This window comes from Streptomyces liliifuscus (assembly GCF_016598615.1).
Taxonomy (GTDB): domain Bacteria; phylum Actinomycetota; class Actinomycetes; order Streptomycetales; family Streptomycetaceae; genus Streptomyces; species Streptomyces liliifuscus.
Genome location: NZ_CP066831.1, coordinates 10048313 through 10069899, shown reverse-complemented (window position 1 = coordinate 10069899; position 21587 = coordinate 10048313). Strand labels below are relative to the sequence as shown.

At 70.8% G+C, this 21587-nt stretch carries 18 protein-coding genes; 12 read left to right on the top strand and 6 right to left on the bottom strand.

All coding sequences use genetic code 11. The features are described 5' to 3' along the window. Positions 1-44: 44 nt before the first annotated feature. The 3 genes from JEQ17_RS43945 to JEQ17_RS43935 form a co-directional block, all read right to left on the bottom strand. A complete protein-coding gene (locus JEQ17_RS43945; RefSeq protein ID WP_200400495.1) occupies positions 45-686 on the bottom strand; it encodes a DUF305 domain-containing protein in 642 nt (213 codons plus the stop codon). Between the two features lie 85 nt (positions 687-771). Next, positions 772-1200, bottom strand: coding sequence for a DUF6153 family protein (locus JEQ17_RS43940; protein ID WP_234048596.1), 429 nt, complete (start codon positions 1198-1200; stop codon positions 772-774). Positions 1201-1430: 230 nt separating this feature from the next. Next, entirely contained in the window at positions 1431-2675 is a 1245-nt protein-coding gene (locus JEQ17_RS43935; protein WP_200400494.1) for a DUF418 domain-containing protein, read from the bottom strand. A 175-nt stretch (positions 2676-2850) separates the two neighbouring features. Between JEQ17_RS43935 and JEQ17_RS43930 the strand changes: the two genes are divergently transcribed. Further along, positions 2851-3516, top strand: a complete 666-nt coding sequence (locus JEQ17_RS43930; RefSeq protein ID WP_200400493.1) for a response regulator — start codon at positions 2851-2853, stop codon at positions 3514-3516. Between the two features lie 65 nt (positions 3517-3581). Beyond that, positions 3582-4703, top strand: coding sequence for a sensor histidine kinase (locus JEQ17_RS43925; protein ID WP_234048595.1), 1122 nt, complete (start codon positions 3582-3584; stop codon positions 4701-4703). A 42-nt stretch (positions 4704-4745) separates the two neighbouring features. Here the strand turns inward: JEQ17_RS43925 and JEQ17_RS43920 are convergent, their stop codons facing one another. Together JEQ17_RS43920 and JEQ17_RS43915 are read right to left on the bottom strand one after the other, a co-directional pair. Then, on the bottom strand, positions 4746-5465 hold the full coding sequence (locus JEQ17_RS43920; RefSeq protein ID WP_200400492.1) for a DUF5134 domain-containing protein: 720 nt from the start codon (positions 5463-5465) through the stop codon (positions 4746-4748). A gap of 113 nt (positions 5466-5578) precedes the next feature. Next, on the bottom strand, positions 5579-6577 hold the full coding sequence (locus tag JEQ17_RS43915) for a hypothetical protein (protein WP_200400491.1): 999 nt from the start codon (positions 6575-6577) through the stop codon (positions 5579-5581). Between the two features lie 192 nt (positions 6578-6769). On the opposite strand from JEQ17_RS43915, the gene JEQ17_RS43910 reads away from it, so the two are divergent. The 10 genes from JEQ17_RS43910 to JEQ17_RS43865 all read left to right on the top strand — a co-directional run bounded on the left by JEQ17_RS43910 (position 6770) and on the right by JEQ17_RS43865 (position 17756). Then, positions 6770-7060, top strand: coding sequence for a heavy-metal-associated domain-containing protein (locus JEQ17_RS43910; RefSeq protein WP_200400490.1), 291 nt, complete (start codon positions 6770-6772; stop codon positions 7058-7060). A 77-nt stretch (positions 7061-7137) separates the two neighbouring features. Further along, positions 7138-9396 (top strand): heavy metal translocating P-type ATPase, encoded by a 2259-nt coding sequence (locus tag JEQ17_RS43905; RefSeq protein WP_200400489.1) that lies wholly within the window; start codon positions 7138-7140, stop codon positions 9394-9396. 97 nt (positions 9397-9493) lie between these two features. Further along, positions 9494-9850 (top strand): NADH-quinone oxidoreductase subunit A, encoded by a 357-nt coding sequence (locus JEQ17_RS43900; RefSeq protein ID WP_200400488.1) that lies wholly within the window; start codon positions 9494-9496, stop codon positions 9848-9850. A gap of 11 nt (positions 9851-9861) precedes the next feature. Continuing rightward, positions 9862-11112, top strand: a complete 1251-nt coding sequence (locus JEQ17_RS43895; protein WP_325176312.1) for a hypothetical protein — start codon at positions 9862-9864, stop codon at positions 11110-11112. Then, positions 11105-12049, top strand: a complete 945-nt coding sequence (locus JEQ17_RS43890; protein ID WP_200400486.1) for an NADH-quinone oxidoreductase subunit H — start codon at positions 11105-11107, stop codon at positions 12047-12049. The genes JEQ17_RS43895 and JEQ17_RS43890 overlap by 8 nt, the downstream gene beginning before the upstream one ends. A gap of 32 nt (positions 12050-12081) precedes the next feature. Then, a complete protein-coding gene (locus tag JEQ17_RS43885; protein ID WP_200400485.1) occupies positions 12082-12642 on the top strand; it encodes an NADH-quinone oxidoreductase subunit J in 561 nt (186 codons plus the stop codon). After that, the gene (locus JEQ17_RS43880; RefSeq protein ID WP_200400484.1) at positions 12639-12944 is read left to right on the top strand and encodes an NADH-quinone oxidoreductase subunit NuoK; all 306 of its coding nucleotides are present in this window, start codon (positions 12639-12641) and stop codon (positions 12942-12944) included. Before JEQ17_RS43885 ends, JEQ17_RS43880 begins: the two co-directional genes overlap by 4 nt. Then, positions 12941-14830, top strand: a complete 1890-nt coding sequence (locus JEQ17_RS43875) for an NADH-quinone oxidoreductase subunit 5 family protein (RefSeq protein WP_200400483.1) — start codon at positions 12941-12943, stop codon at positions 14828-14830. The genes JEQ17_RS43880 and JEQ17_RS43875 overlap by 4 nt, the downstream gene beginning before the upstream one ends. Before the next feature lie 5 nt (positions 14831-14835). Next, positions 14836-16341, top strand: coding sequence for a complex I subunit 4 family protein (locus JEQ17_RS43870; RefSeq protein ID WP_200400482.1), 1506 nt, complete (start codon positions 14836-14838; stop codon positions 16339-16341). Continuing rightward, on the top strand, positions 16338-17756 hold the full coding sequence (locus tag JEQ17_RS43865) for an NADH-quinone oxidoreductase subunit N (protein ID WP_200400481.1): 1419 nt from the start codon (positions 16338-16340) through the stop codon (positions 17754-17756). The genes JEQ17_RS43870 and JEQ17_RS43865 overlap by 4 nt, the downstream gene beginning before the upstream one ends. Positions 17757-17928: 172 nt before the next feature. Here JEQ17_RS43865 and JEQ17_RS43860 read toward each other — a convergent pair whose 3' ends face one another. Further along, the gene (locus JEQ17_RS43860; RefSeq protein WP_200400480.1) at positions 17929-21165 is read right to left on the bottom strand and encodes a glycosyl hydrolase family 95 catalytic domain-containing protein; all 3237 of its coding nucleotides are present in this window, start codon (positions 21163-21165) and stop codon (positions 17929-17931) included. Positions 21166-21587 lie beyond the last annotated feature (422 nt).

The window sequence follows — 21587 nt, the reverse complement described above, 5'->3', positions numbered from 1 at the left end:
AACGCGGCTCACGCCCCGTCGGCCCACCGCATCATGACGAGGTGTCAGCTCTTGCCGAGCATCTTGTTCATCTGCTTGATCTCGGCGGTCTGGGCCGTCACGACGGCGTCCGCGAGCTTCGTGGCGGGGCCGTACTTGCCGTCGGCCTTCTCGGTCTCGGCCATGTCGACGGCGCCCTCGTGATGTTCGACCATCATCGTGAGGAACATGGTGTCGAACTCGGCGCCGGAGGCTTTCTCCAGCTTGTCCATGTCCTTGCCGCTCATCATGCCGGGCATGGCGGACGACATGTCGTGGTCCATGGCGCCGGACATCTCCTCGGGCACGTCCTCGCCCCACGAGGTGAGCCAGCCGGACATGGTCTTGATCTCCGGGTCCTGTGCGCCCTTGACCTTCGTGGCCAGGTCCTTGACCTCCTGCGAGGAGGCGCGGTCGGCGGCCAGTTCGGCCATGTCGACGGCCTGACGATGGTGCTGGATCATCTCCTTGGAGAAGTCGACGTCCGCGTCGTTGTGGTCGCCGGCCTTGGCCGGGGCGGTCGTCGTGGGGCCGGAGTCGGACTCCATGGACCCCATGTCGTGTCCTCCGCTGCCGCTGTCACTGCCGCAGGCGGCGAGGACGAGTGCGGCGGCTCCCGCGGTGACGGACAGGACGGTTCGGCGGACGAGTGCGCGGTGCGCTGTCATGGTGGAACTCCTGGGACGGTTGGGATGAAGGGCGTGCCGGAGCGCGGCGCCGCGCCAAATGGCGTACGACGCCTCGCGGGCCGCTCTAGATCCGCAGGAGTTGGAGTTCGGAGAGTGAGGGCGGCGCCCGGCCGCCGTCGGGACCGCTGCCGGTCGAGGCGGCGCCTGCCCGTGGCACTCCGGCACAGGCCGCCACGTCGGACAGCAGCACCGGCACCATCGCGGGCGAACCGGCGACCGACGCGGACGCGCACGTCGGATCCGCGTGCTGGGCATGGCCCGTGCAGCCGCCTTCGCCGTGCTCGCACGCGTCCGGCATCGACGCCACCACGCTCATGGGCGCGGCCACCGGCATCGGGTCGTGGCCGGCGCCCGCGGGAACCGGTCCGAGGCCGTGCATGCCGACCAGGCCGAGGAGCAGCGCGCACACGAGCAGCCCGACGGACCGCGACGTCGATCGCGGTCGAGCGAGCCGTCCGAGGCGGTTCACCGCCTCGTCGCAGACACTGGCCATGGGTCCCTTGCGTCTCGGGTGCCACCGGAGTGGATACGAGGGGATGATACCTACCCGGGGTATCGCGTCACACCGGGGGTCCGACATCCGGCCGACCCACCGGGAGCACCGGGTGTCTGACGAGGAGGTCTCCGCCCTGCGCAGGGCCCTGAGCACCCGTGCCCATGCCGCCCGGTGGGCCGGGCGGCACGGGGGGCACGGGGGCACCGTCATTCGCTCTGATCCGGACGTCACTTGATGTAGCGGGTGACCCGTGTGGTGGCGTGGAGCAGGTACTCCAGAGGGCCGCGCCGGAACCGTCGTGTCCAGGCGGTCGCCAGCAGCATGGCGGTCGCGATGAAGGCGAACAGCGCGATCAGGGCCGGGACGGTCTCGTCCTCCATGCCGACCACGTAAATGGCGAGGATGTGCAGGACGTAGGCGGTCAGGGAGATCATGCCGACCGCCGCGACGGGCGTGGCCAGGCGCGTGACGCGGGGCATCCGGGCCGTGACGGTGACGCAGGCGGCCACCACGAGGAGCGCCGCGCCCGTGTTGCCGAGGATGGAGAACGTCGTCTGGCTGTGCGGCGCGGCCACCAGCAGCCAGGCGGCCGGGGTGCCGTCCGTGAGGTAGCCGACGGTGTCGGACCACCAGGCCGAGGCCGCCGAGTCTCCGTCCGTGGCCGCGGCGACGGTGGCCCGCGCGTTCGGGACGAGGCGCAGGGCGAGCCAGGAGCCGCCGTAGCCGAGGACGGCCAACCCGCCGCCGGTCAGGGCGAGTCGGGCACGGACCTTGGCCCGGCCGAGGTCGAGCCGGGCCACCACCATGCCGACGATCATGAACGGCATCCAGGTGAGCACCGGGTACTCACCGGTGAACAGCAGCTCGACGAGACCGTCCGTGTCGCCGATCCGCGCCAGCGGGTCCCAGCGGATGACGGCGTCGGCCCAGTCCCCGTTGTCGATCGACTGGCGGATCACGTACAGCACTTGGGGCATGACCAGCGCGCTCGCGGCGCCGATGACCGCGAGCGTGCGGACCCGCAGCCGGTACAGCGGGAGCACGGCGAGGAAGGTCAGTCCGTAGAACGCGAGGATCACGTCGACGTCGGTGTCCAGTGCGGTCAGGGCGAAGCCCAGCACGACCAGGACCACACAGCGGATGAGGATCCTGCCCACGGCCTGCCGTCCGGCCCGACCGGTCCGGGGATGCGGGCGGCCGGTGATGAGGACGAGCGAGAAACCGGCGAGCAGGGCGAAGAGCGCGGAGGAACGCCCGCGCGCCAGCTCCAGCACGAAGCCCAGTGGCCCGCCCACCGACGGGTCCGGGCCGACATGGGCCGCGTACATGCCGAAGACCGCGAGTCCGCGGGCCAGGTCGATGCCTATCAGCCGCCCCGCCGACGGCGCGGGAGCAGTGGTGGGAGTGCTGCCTTGTTCCGAGGCAGGCGCCGGGGACATGGCCGTTGAGACCGATGACGCGTCGTGTGTCATGTGCTTCAGGATCGGGCGTGTGCGGGCTCCGGCCCATCCGGCAGGTGGCCGGAGTTGCCCCGCCGACCGGCCGGAGCCGCCCCCGTCGCCCGGCGAGCGCCGCCGCGAAGGAACCGGAGGAGGCTCCTGCGCGTCGTAGGAGTCCAGCGGCGGCCCCGGGGCGAGGGAGCGCAGGTTGATCCGGGTACTGGTGGTCGACGACGAGGCTCTGATCCGTACGGGCTTCAGGCACATCCTCGACTCCGCGGACGGGATCGAGGTCGTGGCGGCGGTCCCCGGCGGCCAGGCGGTCCACTCGGCGCGGGAGTTGCGTCCCGACGTCGTGCTGCTCGACATCCGGATGCCGGACGTGGACGGGCTCACTGTCCTGGCCGACCTGCGCCGGTTGCCGCAGCCGCCCACGGTGGCCATGCTCACGACGTTCGACATGGACGAGTACGTGGCGACGGCACTGCGCTCGGGGGCGGCCGGGTTCCTGCTCAAGGACACCGATCCCGTGCAACTGCCGCTGCTGGTACGCAGTTTGGCCGACGGCGGTGTCGTCCTGTCGTCCCGGGTCACCCGGACCGTGGTCGACGGGTATCTGGACAACGGCCCCCATGAGGAGGCCGCCCGTTGTGTGGCCCGGCTGACCGAACGCGAGCGTGCCGTTCTCGTCCTCATCGCCGAGGGGCTGTCCAACACCGGTATCGGCGCTCGGATGCATCTGAGCATCGGCACGGTCAAGGACCATGTGAGCGCCGTCCTCGCCAAGTTGGAGGTGGGCAGCCGTGTCCAGGCGGCCCTGCTCGCCGAACGCGCGGGTCTGCTCAGGCCGCCGCGTGCCCCGGAGGAAGGGTGAAGCCCCGCACGGGAGTCGCGGGACCGGAAGCGGAAGGAGGACCGGAAGCGGGACCGGAAACACGGATGAGGAACCGCCGCCGCCTGCCCGCCCCGCTCATGGACGCCATGCTCGTCGCGGTCTCCCTGCTGGACGTCTGGATCCACTTCGACAGCGAAGAGCGGCTCCGCATGGCCTGCGCCCTGCTCGCCGCGCTCTCCCTCGTACTCCGTCGCCGTCTGCCGCTGGCGACGTTCCTGCTCGCCCTGCCCGCGGCCCTGGTCGGCGACGCGGTACTCGCCACTCTGATCGCGCTCTACACCCTCGCCTCCCTCAGTCGTCGTCGAGTGCTCCTGGCCCTGTGCGCGCTGGCGTTCGCGGCGTGCGACATCACCTGGTGGTCGTGGCCGTCACCGGAGTTCGCCGATCTGTCGGACTCCTCCGACCTGCTCACGGTCACCTACAGCCTGGCCACGGCGGTCGCGCCCGTCTTTCTCGGCCAGCTCGTCCAGACCGGACGCGAACTGTCCCTGCGGCTCTCCGAGATATCCGAGGCGCGGGAGCACGAACGCAGGCTGCTGGCCCAGAGCGTGCTGGCGAAGGAACGCGCGCAACTCGCCCGGGAGATGCACGACGTGGTCTCCCATCAGGTCAGCCTGATCGCCGTACGGGCCGGAGTGCTTCAGGTGGGCACGCGGGACCCGGAGGCGAGGGAGGCTGCGGCCACGATCCGGCGGCTCAGTGTGCAGACACTGGACGAGCTGCGGCACATGGTCGGCGTCCTGCGCGCCTCCGGAAGCCGTCCCACGGAGCTGACTCCGCAGCCGTCCCTGGCGGACCTCCAGCGGCTGGTCGACACCAGCGGCATCGAGGCCACGCTGCGCACGGACCTGCCCGACGACCTGCCCGCGACCGTCCAGCGCGCCGTCTACCGGACGGTCCAGGAAGCGCTGACCAACGTACGCAAGCACGCCCCCGGGGCCACCGCCACCATTCACGTCCACCACGCGGACGACACCGTCCACGCCACCGTCACCAACGCCTCCCCCACCCGTCCCGCGCTCCCCCTGCCCGGCGCACACCACGGCCTCGTCGGTCTGCGCCAGCGGGCCGAACTCCTCGGCGGCACCGTCACGTCCGGCCCGACGGCGGACGGCGGATACGAACTCCGGTTGCGCCTCCCGGTCCAGGACCAGGACACGCCATGACGTCAGGGCCGGCTCCAGGCCGCCCTCTTCACGCGGTCATCATCACGCGGTCATCATCAGAAGCATCGTCGCCATCGAGCCGCCCATTCCGACATGACCGGCCAGGCGCGCGTTCGGCACGGTGAGCAGCGAGGGACTTCGTCGGGCGTGACGGTGGCGGACCCGCGTGCCGTCGGCCACGGCCGGCAGCGCCCCGTCCCTGCCGCGCAGACGGGCACGCACGGCCAGAGCCATGAAGACGACGAAGTACGCGGCCAACGCCCAGAAGGCCACACGCCAGGCGAGCGCGCCTCCCGCGGAGCCGGCCGCCTCGGCCACACCCCCGTGGCCGTGGGCTCCCACGCTCTCCATCCCGGCCATGCCCGCCATCCCTCCGTGCCCGGAGGAACCGGCCAGCGCGAGAGCGGGTGAGGACGTGGTTCCGGACATGGCCAGCGTCATGAGCACCATGGCGGCGCTGCCGATCACGACGTGGCCGCCGTGACGCAGATACCGCAGACCGCCGCGGGCCGCATGCCGTACGGACAGCGCCACGCCGCCGAGACAGAAGGCGCCGAACACCGCGGCCCACCAGGTGCTGTGCGCGCCGTAGTGCCCTGCCGTCGGCGGCGCGGCCATCACGGCCATGCCCCCGCCCATCACGGCCTCGGCCGCCGCCTCGAACCGGGCCCAGCCTCTGACGAGAGCCATACGAAGCAGGTTGCCGCCGGCCACGCCGACACCCAACACCACCAACGTCCAGCCCAGAAGCGGTCCCGTCATGACTCCACCCTTCGGGTGAGCCGGGCCCGTTCTCCGGCTCACCGATCGCCGACCCCTACGTACCCGCTTAGTACGTGGGGTTCGCCGATCCGACTCAGAACGGACGGTCCCCTTCAGTGCCCGTGGCCGTCCGAGGTCTCCTCGGTGGTCTCTTCAGCGGCCTTGCCGTGGTCGCCCTTGCCGCCCGATGCCTCACCCGCGTGAACGGTGAACTCGGCGGTCCTGACCACGCCTTGATGCTTGAAGTCGAGGAAGAGTCGGTACGCGCCCGGGCTCGGCGCGGTGGCCGTGAACGAGATGCCGGGGCCGGACTTGGTCTTTCCGTCGCCGGGTTCGCCGTTGGGGTGGACGTGGAGGTATGCGAGGTCGCCGGAGCGCAGGGCGACCAGGTGGCCGTAGGCGCCGAGATAGGGCTGGAGGTCGGTCACGGGCTTGCCGGCGCGGGAGACGTTCAGCTCCAGCTCTCCGGCCGCGCCCGGTCGCAGCCCGCCCGCCAGCTTGACCTCGTATCCGTCGACCTTGGCCGTCGTGCTCGCCGCCGGCAGCCCCTTCGGCTCGTACGGTCCCGAGGCCGCGAGGTCGGCGCCGAGGGTGAGGTTCTCGGCCCCCTTCTTCGCCGGGGTGAAGTCGGCGAAGACCCGGTAGCCGCCCGCCCGGGGCAGCTCGACGGGGATGCTCCAGGTGCCGTCGGCGGCGCGGGTGGGGTGCAGATGGCGATAGGTGACCAGGTCGCGCGAGGCCACGATGAGGTGGAGTTCCTTCTCGTGTTCGCGCTTGTACGAGGTCACCGCGCGACCCTTCTCGTCCTGGATGGTGAAGCGCAGGTCGGCGCGCTGCCGGGCCTCGATCCGGGGGGTCTTGAGGTCGAGGGTGTAGCCGTTCTCGGAGATCTGCAGTCCGCCGGCCGGCAGCGACTGGCCCTCCTGCGTGGACTCGTGCTCCGCGTGGCCGCCGCCTCCTTCCGGCTCCGGTGACGGTTCGGCGTGGGTGTCGTGGCTCGCGGGCTCGCGGTCCGCGACGACGGGATCGATGCCCTGGCCCACGCCGTAGGCGGTGCCGAAGGTCGCGGCGAGTGCTGCGGCGAACGCGGTGATCTTCACTCCGGTATGCATGGCCATCTCCTGAGGGACGTGGGCCGATGACTGGGGGCGAGGCCCCTCGATGCACTTCAACATACCCCTAGGGGGTATAAAGTCAAGGCGACTGAATGGCTTGCGTCAGATACCCTACAGGGGTATACAGGTTCTCGACACGGATACCCCCACCCCGTATCCGAGACGGACTGTACTCACCAGGAGGAACCCATGTCCTCGTCCTGCTGCTCCACCGACGGCTCCTGCTCGACCGCCACCACCGACCGCGCGACGGCCGCCGAGGCCGTCACCGTCACCACGACCTACGCCGTGTCCGGCATGACGTGCGGCCACTGCAAGGCCACGCTCACCCAGGTCATCGGCGAGCTGGACGGCGTGACCGGGGTCGACGTCGACCTCGACACCGGTCGGGTCACGGTCGTCGGCGTCGCCGAGCCGGACGACAAGTTGATCGCCGAGGTCGTCGACGACGCCGGCTACGAGCTGACCGGGCGGGTCTGACCCCGGGCACTCCCCCGCACCGGCCGGGGCCCGCGCATCGCAGGGTCCCGGCCATCCACCCCGTACGAGGAGCAGCCATGACCACCACGACGACCGGCGCCGAGGTAGAACTCGCCATCGGCGGCATGACCTGCGCCTCGTGCGCGGCACGGATCGAGAAGAAGCTCAACCGCATGGACGGGGTCACGGCCACCGTCAACTACGCCACCGAGAAGGCCAAGGTCGCCTACGACGGTGACGTCTCCGTCCAGGACCTGATAGCCACAGTCGAGAAGACCGGGTACACCGCGCACGAGCCGGCGCCCGTACACGACGAGTCCGAGGGTGACGACGCAACGGCGGGCGCGGACGACCAACTGCGGCCGCTGCGCGAGCGGTTGGTCACCGCGGTGGTGCTGGCCGTTCCGGTCGTCGCGATGGCCATGATCCCGGCCCTGCAGTTCGAGTACTGGCAGTGGCTGTCCCTGACCCTGGCGGCGCCGGTCGTGACGTACGCCGCCTGGCCGTTCCACAAGGCCGCGTTCACCAATGCGCGGCACGGCGCGGCCACCATGGACACGCTGATCTCCGTGGGCACCTCGGCCGCGTTCCTGTGGTCGCTGTGGGCCCTGTTCCTCGGCACCGCGGGCACGCCCGGCATGACGCACCCCTTCGAGCTGACGATCGCCCGGGGCGACGGCGCCGGGAACATCTATCTGGAGGCCGCCGCCGGTGTGACCGCCTTCATCCTGGCCGGCCGGTACTTCGAGGCCCGCTCGAAGCGGAAGGCGGGCGCGGCACTCAAGGCACTGCTGGAGCTGGGCGCGAAGGACGTCACCGTGCTGAGCCCCGACGGCCGCGAACAGACCGTCCCGACCGCCGAGTTGAAGGTCGGCGACCGCTTCCTCGTGCGCCCGGGCGAGAAGATCGCCACGGACGGGACGGTCGTCGAGGGCTCCTCCGCGGTGGACGCCTCGATGCTCACCGGTGAATCGGTGCCGGTGGAGGTCTCCACGGGCGACCCGGTCACGGGCGCCACGATCAACGCGGGGGGCCGGCTGGTCGTCGAGGCCACCCGGGTCGGCGCCGACACCCAACTCGCCCGGATGGCCCGGCTGGTGGAGGACGCGCAGAACGGGAAGGCCGCCGCCCAGCGCCTCGCGGACCGCATCTCCGCCGTGTTCGTACCCGTCGTCATCGCGCTCGCGCTGGGCACCCTCGGCTTCTGGCTGGGCAACGGGTCCGGACTGACGGCCGCCTTCACCGCCGCGGTCGCCGTACTGATCATCGCCTGCCCGTGCGCCCTCGGACTGGCCACCCCGACCGCGCTCATGGTCGGCACCGGCCGTGGCGCTCAGCTCGGCATCCTGATCAAGGGCCCGGAGGTCCTGGAGTCCACCCGCAAGGTCGACACCATCGTCCTCGACAAGACCGGCACCGTGACCACCGGCCGCATGACCCTGCTGGCCGTGCACACCGCAGACACGACCGACGAGGCCGAAGTCCTGTGCCTGGCAGGCGCGTTGGAGCACTCCTCCGAGCACCCGATCGCCCGCGCCGTCGCCGACGGGGCGCTCGAGAAGCTGGGTTCGCTGCCCATCCCCGAGGACTTCGCGAACGTACCCGGTCTCGGGGTGCAGGGCATCGTCGACGGTCACGCGGTTCTCGTGGGCCGTGAGCGGCTGCTCGCCGAGTGGGCCATGGAACTGCCCGAGGAACTGACCCGGGCGAAGGCCGAGGCCGAAGCGGCAGGACGCACCGCCATCGCGGTCGCCTGGGACGGCGAGGCACGGGCGGTCCTCGAAATCGCCGACGCGGTGAAGGAGACCAGCGCGGAGGCGATCACGCGGCTGCGCGCGCTGGGCCTGACACCGATCCTGCTGACCGGAGACAACCGGGCCGTGGCCGAGTCGGTCGCCCGCGAGGTCGGCATCGCGCCCGAGGACGTCATCGCCGAGGTGCTGCCGCAGGACAAGGTCGACGTCGTCAAGCGGCTCCAGGCCGAAGGCCGTTCCGTCGCGATGGTCGGTGACGGCGTCAACGACGCGGCCGCCCTCGCCCAGGCCGACCTGGGCCTGGCCATGGGCACCGGCACGGACGCCGCGATCGAGGCCGGCGACCTGACGCTCGTACGGGGCGATCTGCGCGCCGCGGCCGACGCCATCCGGCTCGCCCGCCGCACCCTCGGCACCATCCGGTCGAACCTCTTCTGGGCCTTCGCCTACAACGTGGCAGCCCTGCCGCTCGCCGCGGCCGGTCTGCTCAATCCGATGATCGCCGGAGCGGCCATGGCCTTCTCCTCGGTGTTCGTCGTCGGCAACTCCCTGCGGCTGCGCTCGTTCCGCGCGGCGAACTGACCGGAGGCAGGTGTCGTGCGTTCCTTGCGCCCCAGGCTGCTGACATGCTGCCTGCCGTGGTGACCGTCCGGAGAGCGATCGTCGGGAAGGGGTCCTTGTGGCTGCATCGGACTGGCAACCGGTACTCGTACTCCTCGTACTGATCGTCGCGGCCGTCGTACTCGTCCATGCCCTGTCCGTCGCACTGCGCGCGGTCCGCGAGCCCGTGCACACCGGCCCGTTCAGCGGGGGCCTCGAACCTCAGGAGCACCCGCTCTCCCGGTTCCACGTGCGCTGGTACCCCGTCACGATGGTCTTCCTCGCCTTCGACATGGAGATGCTCTTCATGTACCCGTGGACGAAGGTCGTCTCCGCCGTCGGCATCAGCGCGGTCGTCGAGATGTTCCTCTTCCTGGGAATCCTGCTCGCGGGTGTCGCGTACGCCTGGCGCGAGGGGGCGTTCCGGTGGAGCTGAGGCGCGCACTTGTGCGAGCAGCCGTGTCCCGGCCGAGCGTTCTCCTCGCGGTGTCCCCCGGCGCGACGCGGCAACGGCTCGCCGTGGAAGCGGAGTTGGCGCGTCGCGGCTGGCCGTGTGTGAGCGGGCCGGCGGAGGCCGATCTGCTGGTCGTCGTCGGCGACCTCGGGAGCGAGGGCGAGGAGAGCGACGGGGTTGTCGCAGGTCTGTGGCGTGGCATTCCGGCGCCCAAGGCCCGAGTGTGGATCACGGATCCCGAGCGGGTCGTCGACGCTCTGGACGGCGGGCTCGCGGACCTTCAGCGCGGAGAACACGAGAGCCACCACGCCCACGACGAACACGAGGAGCACCACGAGCACCACGAGCACCAACAGAACGGTGACACCGATCCGCGTGCGGACCACAGCGGTCACGACATGCACAGCGGGCATCACGGGCACGCAGGGCACGACATGGGCGGCCTCGTCGAGGGACTTCCCATGGCGGACCGGGCCGACGACCGGGACGGTCTGCGGCTCGACGTGCTGCACGTGCCGCTCGGCCCCGTACTCGCCGACTGGCCCGCGGGACTGATCCTCCGCCTGGCTCTCCAGGGTGACGTCGTCCAGGAAGTCACCGTCGAACCCGTGGCCGCTCCCCCGTCCCCGCGTCCGCCCTTCTGGGACGAACCGTGGCTCCGCGCCACCGCCGGCGAGCACGTTTCGCGGGGCGACGCGGCGCGGCGGCTGTGCGCGGCCCACCTGGACAGCCTGGGCAGGTTCTTCGCCGTGACGGGCTGGGACGACATGGCCGCACGGACGCGGTACGTACGGGACCGTGCCCTAGCCGGAGCGGCTGCCGCCGAACTCACCCCCCTCGTACGCCCGTTGATCCGTCGGGCCCAGCGCTCGCGGACACTGCGGTGGCTGACGACGGGGCTCGGAACGCTGCCCGCCGAGCAGGCACGTCAGCGTGGGGTGACCGGACCGGCTCTGGTCGCGGACGGGGACGCGTACAGCCGCATGCTCGTGTGGCTCGACGCGGTGGGTCGGAGCGCGGCGGCCTGCGATGCCGCCGAAGCGCTGGACGCCGCTGAGATCGTAGGGCCTCGCGGGAGACTCGACACGCCGGTGCCTCCGTCGAGGGCGCTGCTGGACAGCCTCCCCCGGCTGCTCGAAGGAACGGAGTTCGCCTGCGCGCGGGTCATCGTCGCGAGCCTGGATCCGGACCTCGACGAGCTGACTCACGTACCGGCGCCAGGGACGGTCCACAGCCATGGGTGAGCGCACTTCGCTGTGGGCGGTCCTCGTGCTGCCCGCTCTGCTGGTCGGGGTGGCCCTGGTGACGGCCGGGTTCGACGCCGTGCTCGCGGCCGGGGCCCGGCGCGGGCGGCCCGGATCGCTGCGGGAGACGGTGGCCCGCGCGGTGGAACCCGGCCGCCAGGTCCTCCGGCATCTTGTCCAGCAGCCTCGTCGTACCCGGGCCTCGGACCTGCCCCTGGCCCGGATCGGAGCCGGTCTCCTTCCCGTCGCCGCCGTCCTGGCCGCGGTCGTACTGCCGCTCGGCTTCCGGTCGGTGAGTGATCTGCCGGAAGGGATCGTCTGGTTCAACGCGATGGAGGCGTTGGCGTGGGCGGCGGTCTGGCTGGCGGGCTGGGGGCCGAACTCGACGCTCTCGCTCATCGGCGGCTACCGCTTCCTCGCGCAGGGGCTGGCGTACGAGCTGCCGCACATGCTGGCCATCACCACGGCCGCACTGGGCGCCGAGTCGCTGCGGGTCGGTGAAGTCGTGGGCGCCCAGGCCGGGTTGTGGTTCGCGGTGTGGATGCCGGTGGCCTTCGGGATCTATCTGCTGAGCGCGATGGCGATGGCGTTCTGGGGGCCGTTCGACCAGCCCGCGGGGCGTGACGTGGCGGGCGGCGCGGGCGCCGAGCTGTCGGGCGCGGACCGGGTGCTCTTCCTCGGCGGGCGTTGGCTGCTGCTGGTCGTGGCCGCGGCGTTCAGTGTGCCGCTCTTCCTGGGCGGCGGGCACGGGCCGCTGCTGCCCGGCTGGGCCTGGACCGTACTCAAGACGGCCGCCGTCCTGGCCTTCCTGGTGGGGGTCCGGCGCGCGATTCCGACCGTACGCATGGAGCGCTATCTGGAGCTGGCCTGGGTCGTGTTGACCCCGCTGGCGATCGTGCAGGCGCTGGTCGTGGCCGTGGTGGTGCTGAACCGGTGAGTTCCCTGACGAAAGCGAGGTGACGTACGGCGATGGATGTCGCGGTCTTCTGGGTGCTGGCCGTCCTTGCGGTGGTCGGCGGTGTGATGGTGTTCCGCTTCGACTCGATGGCGCGGGCGACGTTCTCCCTGCTGGGCTCGCTGCTGTGCGTGGGCGGCTTGGTCGTCCTGCTGGGGCTGGACTACCTGGGGATCGTCATCGTGCTGATGATGACGATCGAGATGGCCATCATGGCGGTCTTCATGGTGATGTACATGATGAACCCGGCCGGGCTCATGCCGATGACGATGATCCACAACAAGAAGGGCGCGGCCGTCGTCTGCGGCCTGGTGTTCGCACTGCTGGCCGCCGGGATCCTGCTCGCGCCCTGGCCCGCCCGTCGGGGGAAGGCACCCGCCGATCCGACCATGGAACTCGGCATGTCGCTCATGGGCCCGCAGATGCTCACCATGATGACCCTGGGCATGGCCCTGTTCGCGACGATCGTCGCCACCGTGGTGCTGGCCACCCGCCGGGGACGTTACGACCGGTTCGGAGACGATCTGCGGGCCCGGCACGCGGACGATCCCGTACGGGGTGGTGTCGGCCGATGAGTCTGGAACTGTTTCTGCTGCCGGCCGCCGCGCTGTTCAGCGTCGGTCTGTTCGGTGCCCTCACCCAGCAGTCCGTCGTGATGCTGATGATGGGCCTTGAGCTGATGCTCGGCGGGGTCATCCTGGCCGCCGCGGCCGCGTGGCACTACATCGCTCCGGCGGCGGCCGAGGGACAGGTCCTGATCGTGGTGGCGGTCACGGCGATGGCCCTGGAGATGGCGATCGGGTTCGCCGTCGTCACCGCCTTGTTCCGGTCACGGGAGATCGACATGACCGACATGGCGGCGGAGTTGAAGGAGTGAGCGCTCTGCTGTGGGCGCTGGTCGCCCTGCCCCTCGGCGCCGGTGTGCTGCTCCTGGTGGCGGGGCGGCGGGCCGATCGTGCGGCGCCGGCCGTGGCACTCGCGGTCGCGGCCGTCGCGCTGGCACTCGCCGTCACCGCGGCGCTGCGACACCCGAGCGCGCGGGCACCGTTCCTCGACGGTCTGCCGATGCGACTCGCGGTGGACGGTCTGTCGGGGCTCCTGGCGGTCACCGTCACCGCGGTCACCCTCGTCGTGCTCCTCTTCAGCGCGGCGGAGTTCGGCGGTGCGGGATTCGGCGGTGCGGAGTTCGGCGCGGGCGAGGCGCGGGCGCGGTTCTTCGGGCTGATGCTGCTGTTCGCCGGGAGCATGCTCGTCACGGTCACCGCCGCCACTCTCCCGGTCCTGCTGATGGGCTGGGAGGTCATGGGCGCCACCTCATGGGCGCTGATCGGCTACTGGTGGCGGGATCCGGAGCGTACGAGTGCGGCCGACACCGCCTTCCTCACCACCCGCGCCGCGGACCTGGGCCTGTATCTGGCGGCGGGCGCGGCCCTCGCGAGCGGCGCCGGAGAAGGGCGTAACTCGTCGCTCTCGCTCGACGGCCTCGCACGGGCCGAGGAACCGTGGCTGTCGTTCATCACCGCGGGCGTGGTCGTCGCCGCCCTCGGCAAGTCGGCCCAACTGCCCTTCAGCTTCTGGCTGTCGAAGGCGATGCGGGGCCCGAGTCCGGTCTCGGCCCTGCTGCACTCGGCGACCATGGTCGTCGCGGGCGCGTACCTGCTCCTGCGGACCGGACCGCTGCTGGACGCCTCCGGCTGGGGCGACGACGTGGTCGCCTGGACGGGTGCGGCCACAGCCGTCCTCCTCGGGCTCGTCGCGATCGCGCAGACCGACCTCAAACAGCTGCTGGCCGCGTCGAGTTGTGCACAGATCGGCTTCATGGTCCTCGCGGCCGGAGCGGGCGCGACGACGGGCGGCACGCTTCAACTCATCGCGCACGCGGCGGCGAAGAGTCTGCTGTTTCTCACGGCGGGCGCCTGGCTGACCGCGCTCGGCACCCAGCAACTGCCGGCGCTGCTCGGCGCGGCGCGCCATCACCGTACGGTCGGCACGGCCTTCACCGTGGCCGCACTCTCCCTGGCCGGACTGCCGCCACTCTCCCTCTGGGCCGCCAAGGACGTACTGCTGGCCGGTGCCCTGGAGCGCAGTCCATGGCTGTACGCGGCCGGGCTCGCCGCCGCTCTCCTGTCCGCGGTCTACAGCGCGAAGGCACTGTGGTTCGTGTGGCGTCCTACGGTGACGCGCCCCGACGCCCGGCGTATCCCGGCCGGCGCCGTGTGGCCCCTCGTCCTGTTGGCCTTCGCGTGCGTGGCGTTGGTGGCGACCGCCTTTCCCCCGGTACGCGACAGCGTGAGCCGTGTCCTCAGCGCCTCCGGCCAACCAGCCCCACACGCCTGGGAGTTCGTACTCTCCGCCGGTCTGGCCCTCCTGGCCGCCACGGCCACTTGGAGCTGGGATGCGCGCCCGCTGCCCTTGGCGGCACGGGCGAAGTCGGGGTTCGCCGACTGGCTGGGCCTCGAACGCGCGGCTCATGTCCTGCTGGTCGCGCCCACGATGCGACTGGCGCGCGCCGCCGCGGCGTTCGACGACCGCGTCCTGGACCGAGCCGTCGAAGGCTCGGCCTCTACCACCCTCCGGTTCGCCCGCTGGACGAACGACGTGGTGGAACGTGCCGTCGACGGCACGGTGGGCGCGGTCGCCACCGGAACCCGTGCCCTCGGCCGCTGGGCCCGCCGCCCGCAGACCGGACAGCTGCACCAGTACCTCGCCCAGGCGGTCGCCGCCTTCACCGTCCTCGCCGTCGCTTTCGTCCTCGTGAGGTGATCCGCTTGCTGACCGCCCTCGTCTTCGCGCCCACGGCCGTCGCGTTGCTGTTGTTCGCGCTGCCCCGCCGTACGGCACCGACCGTGTTCTGGGCGGTCTGGGTGACGGCATCGGCCGTCGAACTGGCCCTGGTCATCGCGGTGTGGGTCGGCTACGAGCCGGGCGGGGGGATGCAGTTCGAGGAGCGCGCCCGCTGGATTCCGGGCGCGGGGGTCGGTTACCACGTCGGCGTCGACGGCCTGTCGCTGCCGCTGCTCGCCCTGACCTGTCTGCTGTTCCTCGCCTGCGCGGTCCACTCGCTGCGCGAGAACCGCCGGATCCGCGAGTTCGCGGCGCTGTTCCTCTTCCTCCAGACCACCTGCCTCGGGCTCTTCGTCGCCCTGGATCTGATCCTCTTCTTCGTCTTCTTCGACCTGTCCATCGTGGCGATGTACTTCGTCATCGCCGGATGGGGCCATCGACAGGCCGCCCGTGCCGCGCTGAAGTTCTTCCTGTACACGTTCATCGGGTCGCTCGCGCTGCTGCTCGGCTTCATCGGCCTGTATCTCGCCGCGTCGCCGCACACCTTCGACATCGTCGAGCTGACCGAGCAGAACCCGCTCGCCGGACGGTCCGTTTACGGGGCCCTGGTGCTGCTGGCAGTCGTGGTCGGTCTGGCCGTGAAGACCCCGACGGTGCCCTTCCACACGTGGCTGCCGCCGGCCCATGTCGAGGCTCCCGCGGCCGGTTCGGCGATCCTGGCCGGGGTGCTGCTGAAGATGGGCACGTACGGATTCGTACGCATCGCCATGCCGATCCTCCCCGAGGCCTGGCGGCGGTACGCCCTCGTGCTGGTCGTCATCGGCGTGGTCTCGGTTCTCCACGGGGCGCTGGTCGCACTCGCGCAGACCGACTTCAAGCGGATGGTCGCGTACACCTCCGTGAATCACATGGGGTACATCGTGCTGGCTCTCGGTGCGGCCGCCGCGACGGCGGACAGTTCCGAGCAGGCGCGATCCCTCGCTGTCACAGGTGCCGTGACCCAGATGGTGAGCCACGGGCTGCTGACCGGTGCGCTGTTCCTTCTCGCGGGGGTGCTTCACGAACGCGGACGCACCTACGACATGGGCGCCTACTCCGGACTCGCCGCCGTGGCACCGGCGTTCGCCGCCATGACGGGCGTGGCGGCCTTCGCCTCACTCGGGCTTCCGGGCTTCTCCGGCTTCATCGCCGAGTTCCAGATCTTCACGGGAAGTCTCGGGCCTCAGCCGCTGGCCACGGCGCTGTCGGTGCTCGGCATCCTCCTCACGGCCGGGCTGTTCCTGCGGGCGCTGCGCCAGGTGTTCACGGGGCCGTTGCGGCTGCCCGACGCGCCGGGTACACCACGGGCGTTCCCCGACATGCGGGTGCACGAGAGCGTCTCCGTGGTTCCGCTGCTCGTCCTGGCCGTCGTCCTCGGGGTGGCTCCGCGCTTCCTGCTGGATGTCGTCGAGCCGGCCTCGCGCTCGGTCCTGGAGTTGCTCGCCCGATGACCGAGATGAACGAGAACCCGCTCGATCTGCTGCCCGAGGTGCTGCTGGCTGCCTCGGCCGTACTCGGGCTGCTGCTCGGGTCCTGGCTGCCGCGCGCCAGGCAGTGGGCCGTCGGACTCCTGGCGGTCCTCGCCTGCGTGGCGGGGATCGTCGCCGCGGCAGTGGCGGCCGTCGAGCCCGCCACGACGGCCTTCGGGGAAGCCTTCGCCGTCGATACCGTGACCGGCGCGTCCCGGATCGTCGTCCTCGGCGGCACGCTCCTCGTCCTCGGTGTCTCCTTCGGACCGCTGCGAGGGGATCCCCGGGAGAGCGAGTTCTACGTCCTGGTGCAACTGGCCGCCCTGGGCGCGCTGATGATGGCCGGGACCCAGGACCTGCTGCTGTTCGCCGCCGCGTATCTCCTGGCGAGCATCCCCGCGTACACGCTCGCCGGCTTCCGCAAGGACGGTCCGGGCACCGAGGCCGCCCTCAAGTACTACGTGGTCGGCGCCCTGCTCGGCGTACTCCTGCTGGCCGGTGTCACCGTCCTGTACGCGGCCGGGCGGGCGACCTTGTACCCGATGCTGGGTGACGCGCTGCGCGACGCCCCGGAGCCGCTGATCGCCGTCGGTGCGATCGGGCTGCTGGCCGGTGTCCTGTTCAAGGCGGGCGGCGTACCGGCGCACTTCTGGGTGCCGGACGCCGTGCAGGGCAGCAGTGCGCCGGTGGCCGCGCTGCTCACCACACTGCCCAAGATCGGGGCGCTCGCCGCGCTCTTCCGGGTCGGTGACGCCGTCTTCGCGGGCAGCCCGCTGCCGTGGCCGGCGCTCATCGCGGTGCTCGCCGCCGCGTCGATGACGCTGGGCAACCTCGGCGCGTTCTTCCAGCAGGACGTGAAGCGGCTGCTCGCCTACTCGACGATCAGTCAGGTCGGCTACCTGCTCATGCCGGTGGCCGTGGTCGACCGCTCGGACCTCGCTCAGCAGGCGTTGCTGTACTACCTCGCGGCCTACACGGTCACCAACCTCGGGGCGTTCGCCGTCGTATGCGCCCTCCCCCAGGCGCACACGCTGGACGACTACCGGGGGCTCGCCAAGGACCGCCCGCTGCTCGCGGCGAGCCTGGTCGTCTGTCTGCTGGGCCTCGTCGGCACCCCGCCCACCGCGGTCTTCCTCGGCAAACTCCAGGCGTTCGCCGCCGTGTTCGACGGTGGCTACGCGTGGCTGGCCGTCCTCGCCGCCGTCAACACTGTGGCGTCCCTCTTCTACTACCTGCGCTGGATCGTGCCCGCGGTCTCCCGTGACGCTTCCCCGGGCCTCGCCGAGGAGGACCGTACGGCACGTGTCGTCGCGTACACGGCCACGGTCGTCTCCGTCGGACTCGGTCTGGCGGGAGGACCGGTCCTCGACGCGTTGGCCGGGCCGATGAGTCCCTGACCGGCCGGGGTGTGAGTCTGCGGTGGCCGGGCGGGCACAGTGTCGGGCCTTCGGGGAGCTGCCATGCCGACGACCGTGCCGCTCCGATCCGCTCTGATGCGCTTCCGGCGGCGGGGCGGGCGGCCGTCGGCCGTCGGCATGACTGCTTCTGCAGCGATCCGGTGTCCCCCCGTCAGGGCTTGACCGGCTTCACCTTCCTGTCGACGCCGTTCACCCGCACGGTGACGTTCCCCCGGTTCCGCGCCCGGTCGGCCACGATTCGGTAGGACGTGACCTTCCCGTTCCGCCACTCGCAGTCGATCTCGTAGCCGCCGCGGGCGCGGAGCCCGGTGAAGGACCCCTTGGCCTTCCAGCCGTCCGGCAGGGCGGGCAGCAGGTGGATCACGCCGTCGTGGCTCTGCAGGAGCATCTCCGCCACGGCGCCCGTGATGCCGAAGTTGCCGTCCATCTGGAAGGGCGGGTGGTTGCCGAACATGTTGGGCAGCGTGTTGTACGTCAGCAGTCCACGCAGCATGATCTGGGCTCGGTGCCCGTCACCGAGACGCGCGAAGAGGGCCGCCCGCCAGGGCCAGGTCCACGAGCGGCGGCTGTCGCCCGACACCGTCCCGGCCGTGAACGGCACACCTTCCTTCTCGCCGCACCGCGCCTTGAGCGAGACGAGGGCGGCTGCCGCGAAGTCGCTTGTCTTCGGGGTGATCTGACGGCCCGGATAGACCGCGAAGAGGTGCGAGGTGTGGCGGTGGATGTCAGCGGGGTCGTCCAAGTCCTCCTGCCACTCCTGGAGTTGACCCCACTTGCCGATCTTGTTCGGCGCGAGACGTGCCTGCATGTCCGTGACCTTGGCCCGGTACGCGGGGTCCGTCTTGAGCACCGCCTCGCAGTCCAGGTAGTTCTGGAACAGGTCCCAGATGATCTGCTGGTCGTACATCACGCCGTCCTCGCGCGGCCCGTGCTCGGGTGACCAGCCGTTCGGTGCGACGAGAAGTCCGTCCTCGCGCTCCTTGAGGTGGTCCTCCCAGAACTCGCAGATCTCCTTGATCATCGGGTAGGCGACGGTTCGGAGATAGCCCAGGTCCTGGGTGAACGCCCAGTGTTCGTACAGGTGTTGGGCGTACCAGGCACTCGCGACGGTGTTCCACTCCCACGAGTTGCCGCCGAAGATGCTCTGGCTGGTGCGGGCGGTCCACCCGCGTGTGTCCTTGCCGAAGGCGTTGCGGGTCGCCACACGGCTGGGCACCGCCACCTGCTCGATGAACCGGACGAGCGCCTCATGGCTCTCCGGCAGGTTCGTCGTCTCGGCGCCCCAGTAGTTCATCTGGATGTTGATGTTGGTGTGGTAGTCGGAGGCCCATGCCGGCTGGTTGCTGTCGTTCCAGAGGCCCTGGAGGTTGGCGGGCAGGCCGTTCGGGCGGGAGGAGCTGATCAGCAGGTAGCGGCCGTAGTCGAACATGGCCTGCTCAAGGGTCGGGTCCTCGCCGCCCGCCGCGTAACGTTCGAGCCGGGCGTCGGTCGGCAGGGCGACGACCGCGTTGTCCGACGTGCCCCAGGCGACCGAGACCCGGTTCATGAGGGCGCGTATCTCGGCGGTGTGCTCGTCCCGCAGTTTGCCGTAGGACCGGGCGGTCGCCTTGGCGAGCGTCCTGGCGACGATGGGTGCCGGATCGGGTCCGCGCCACCCGGCGGCGGCGTCGAGCTTGTAGTCGGTGCGGGCGTCGAGGAACAGGGTCAGGGTCGTGCAGCCGCTGAACCGGAGCGCCGCCCCGTCGGCGCGGAGTTCGCCGTCGGTGTGCACGGCCCGGACGGTGCACGTGTGCTTGAGTCCGTTGCCCATGACACCGTTGAAGGCGATCCGCCCGGCGCCGGCGTCGACGGTCGTCGGGGCCTCGTCCTGTCCGGACGTCAGCGAGATCGCTCCGGAGAGTTTCCGGGTGCCGTCCGCCGTGTACCGGAAGACCATGACGTCCGCGGACCGGCTGGCGAAGGCCTCGCGCAGGACGCGCTGTCGGGGCGCGCCGAAGCGGGTGACATGGACGCCGTTCTCGAAGTCGAGGCTGCGCTGGTAGTCGACGACCGACCGCTGCGTACGCGTGTCGAAGCCCGCGCCTTCCAGCGCGATCTCCGCGATCTGGAAGCCGCGGGAGGACGCGCCGGGGGTCAGGGTCAGCCGATAGGCGCGGTAGGCCGTGGTGTTGGTGATCCGGAACGTCCGGGTCTTCCCGCGGTCGGCGAACGGCGCTCCGGGGTTCTGCGTGTCGAGGGTCGTCCAGGCACGCCCGTCCTGCGACGCCTCCAGCACCCACCGCCGGGGGTCGTCCCGCGGCCGGTCCGGGGCGGCCGTCAGCGCGTACGAGGTGACGGCGACCGCGCGGGGCAGATCGGCCTGCCATACGACCTTCGGCCCGGCGTCGTCGACCCGCCAGACGGTGTCCGGATCACCGTCCACCGATCTGGAGATGTCCGTGCCCCGGGAGGACTTGGCCCCGGAACCGGAATCAGCACCGGCGCCCCTGGAGTGCCCGCTCGGTGACGACAGATAGATCGAACCGCCCCCGTCGAGGTCGACGCCGGACAGGCCGATCTCGCTCAACTGGAAGTGGCTGACGCCTGACTTGGGGACGAAGTCGAACCGGTAGAAGCGGTAGGCCGCGGTGCCGGTGCCCGTGTCGGCGCAGGTGAACTCCTTCGTCTGGAAGCGGCTCTCGAAGGGCGCATCCAGCGTGCGGCTGTCCAGCGTGGTCCAGGTGGTTCCGTCGGCCGAACCGGAGAACTTCCATTCCTGGGGGTCGCGCTCCGGCACGTCGTTGGCGCTCGTCAGACGGTAGGACGCGACCTCGGCGGGTTCGGGGAGCTCGACCTGCCACTGCACCTTCGAACCGGGCCCGTCGATGCACCACTTGGTGCTCGATTCACCGTCGTAGGTCCTGTCGACGCCCTCCGACGAGGAGCTGTTGTACGGTCCGCCCGGGGCCGTGATCTTCGGTCTCGCACGGGGAGCGAAGGTGACGACGACGTCGCCGAAGTTCCGGTACGAGCCGAAGCCGGTCATGCCGGTGTCGAAGTCGCTGTCCGGCTTGCCGGCGAGAGCGTTGTCGTAGTTGTTGACCCCGCCCCACAGGCTCTGTTCGTTGAACTGGATGCGCTCCTCGTAGGGATCGGCGAAGAGCATGGCGCCGAGTCGGCCGTTACCGATCGGCAGGGCCTGCGACTGCCAGTCCAGGGCGGGCACGGAGTACTTCAGCGCCTTGCGCGACAGGGTCGGCCACCGGACGGCGGCCGGAGCGCCGGTCCCCGCGGCGGCGGCCTGTCCCGCGGGGATTCCGCCGGTCAGCTGAGTGATCAGGGGTGCGACGGCGAAGGCTCCGCCGAACTTGAGGATGCTTCGTCGCTGCGGTTGGGATTCATTGATCACGGTGAGGTCTCCCGGCCCATTCATCGGCTCTATCGCAGAGGAGGTCGCAGCCACATCGACACCTGTCGAGGGCGCGATCATCGTCGCCGGGGAATAGATCGGATGTCTAGAGGTGTGCAGCAGTTGACGAAGCGGGGCGTGAAGCAGCGGCCTCGGGCAGGTCTTCCGCCCGCCCAAGACCACGTGACATACCTGGCACTCCACCTGCCCCGGTCGGGGAGCGCCCTGAGAGGTGGGCGCTGATGCGGAGCACGTCCGACGACTCGTCAGCAGACGAACAGGCCGTGGACGCTCAGCACTTCCTGGATCGGCTGGTGGTTCCGGAGCACCCGTCCGACCTGGGCCCCTGAAAGCCGAAACGGCTGTGACCTGCCAGGGCGGTACTCGACGGGCGCTGTTCGGGTGCCGAACCGACCCGCCGT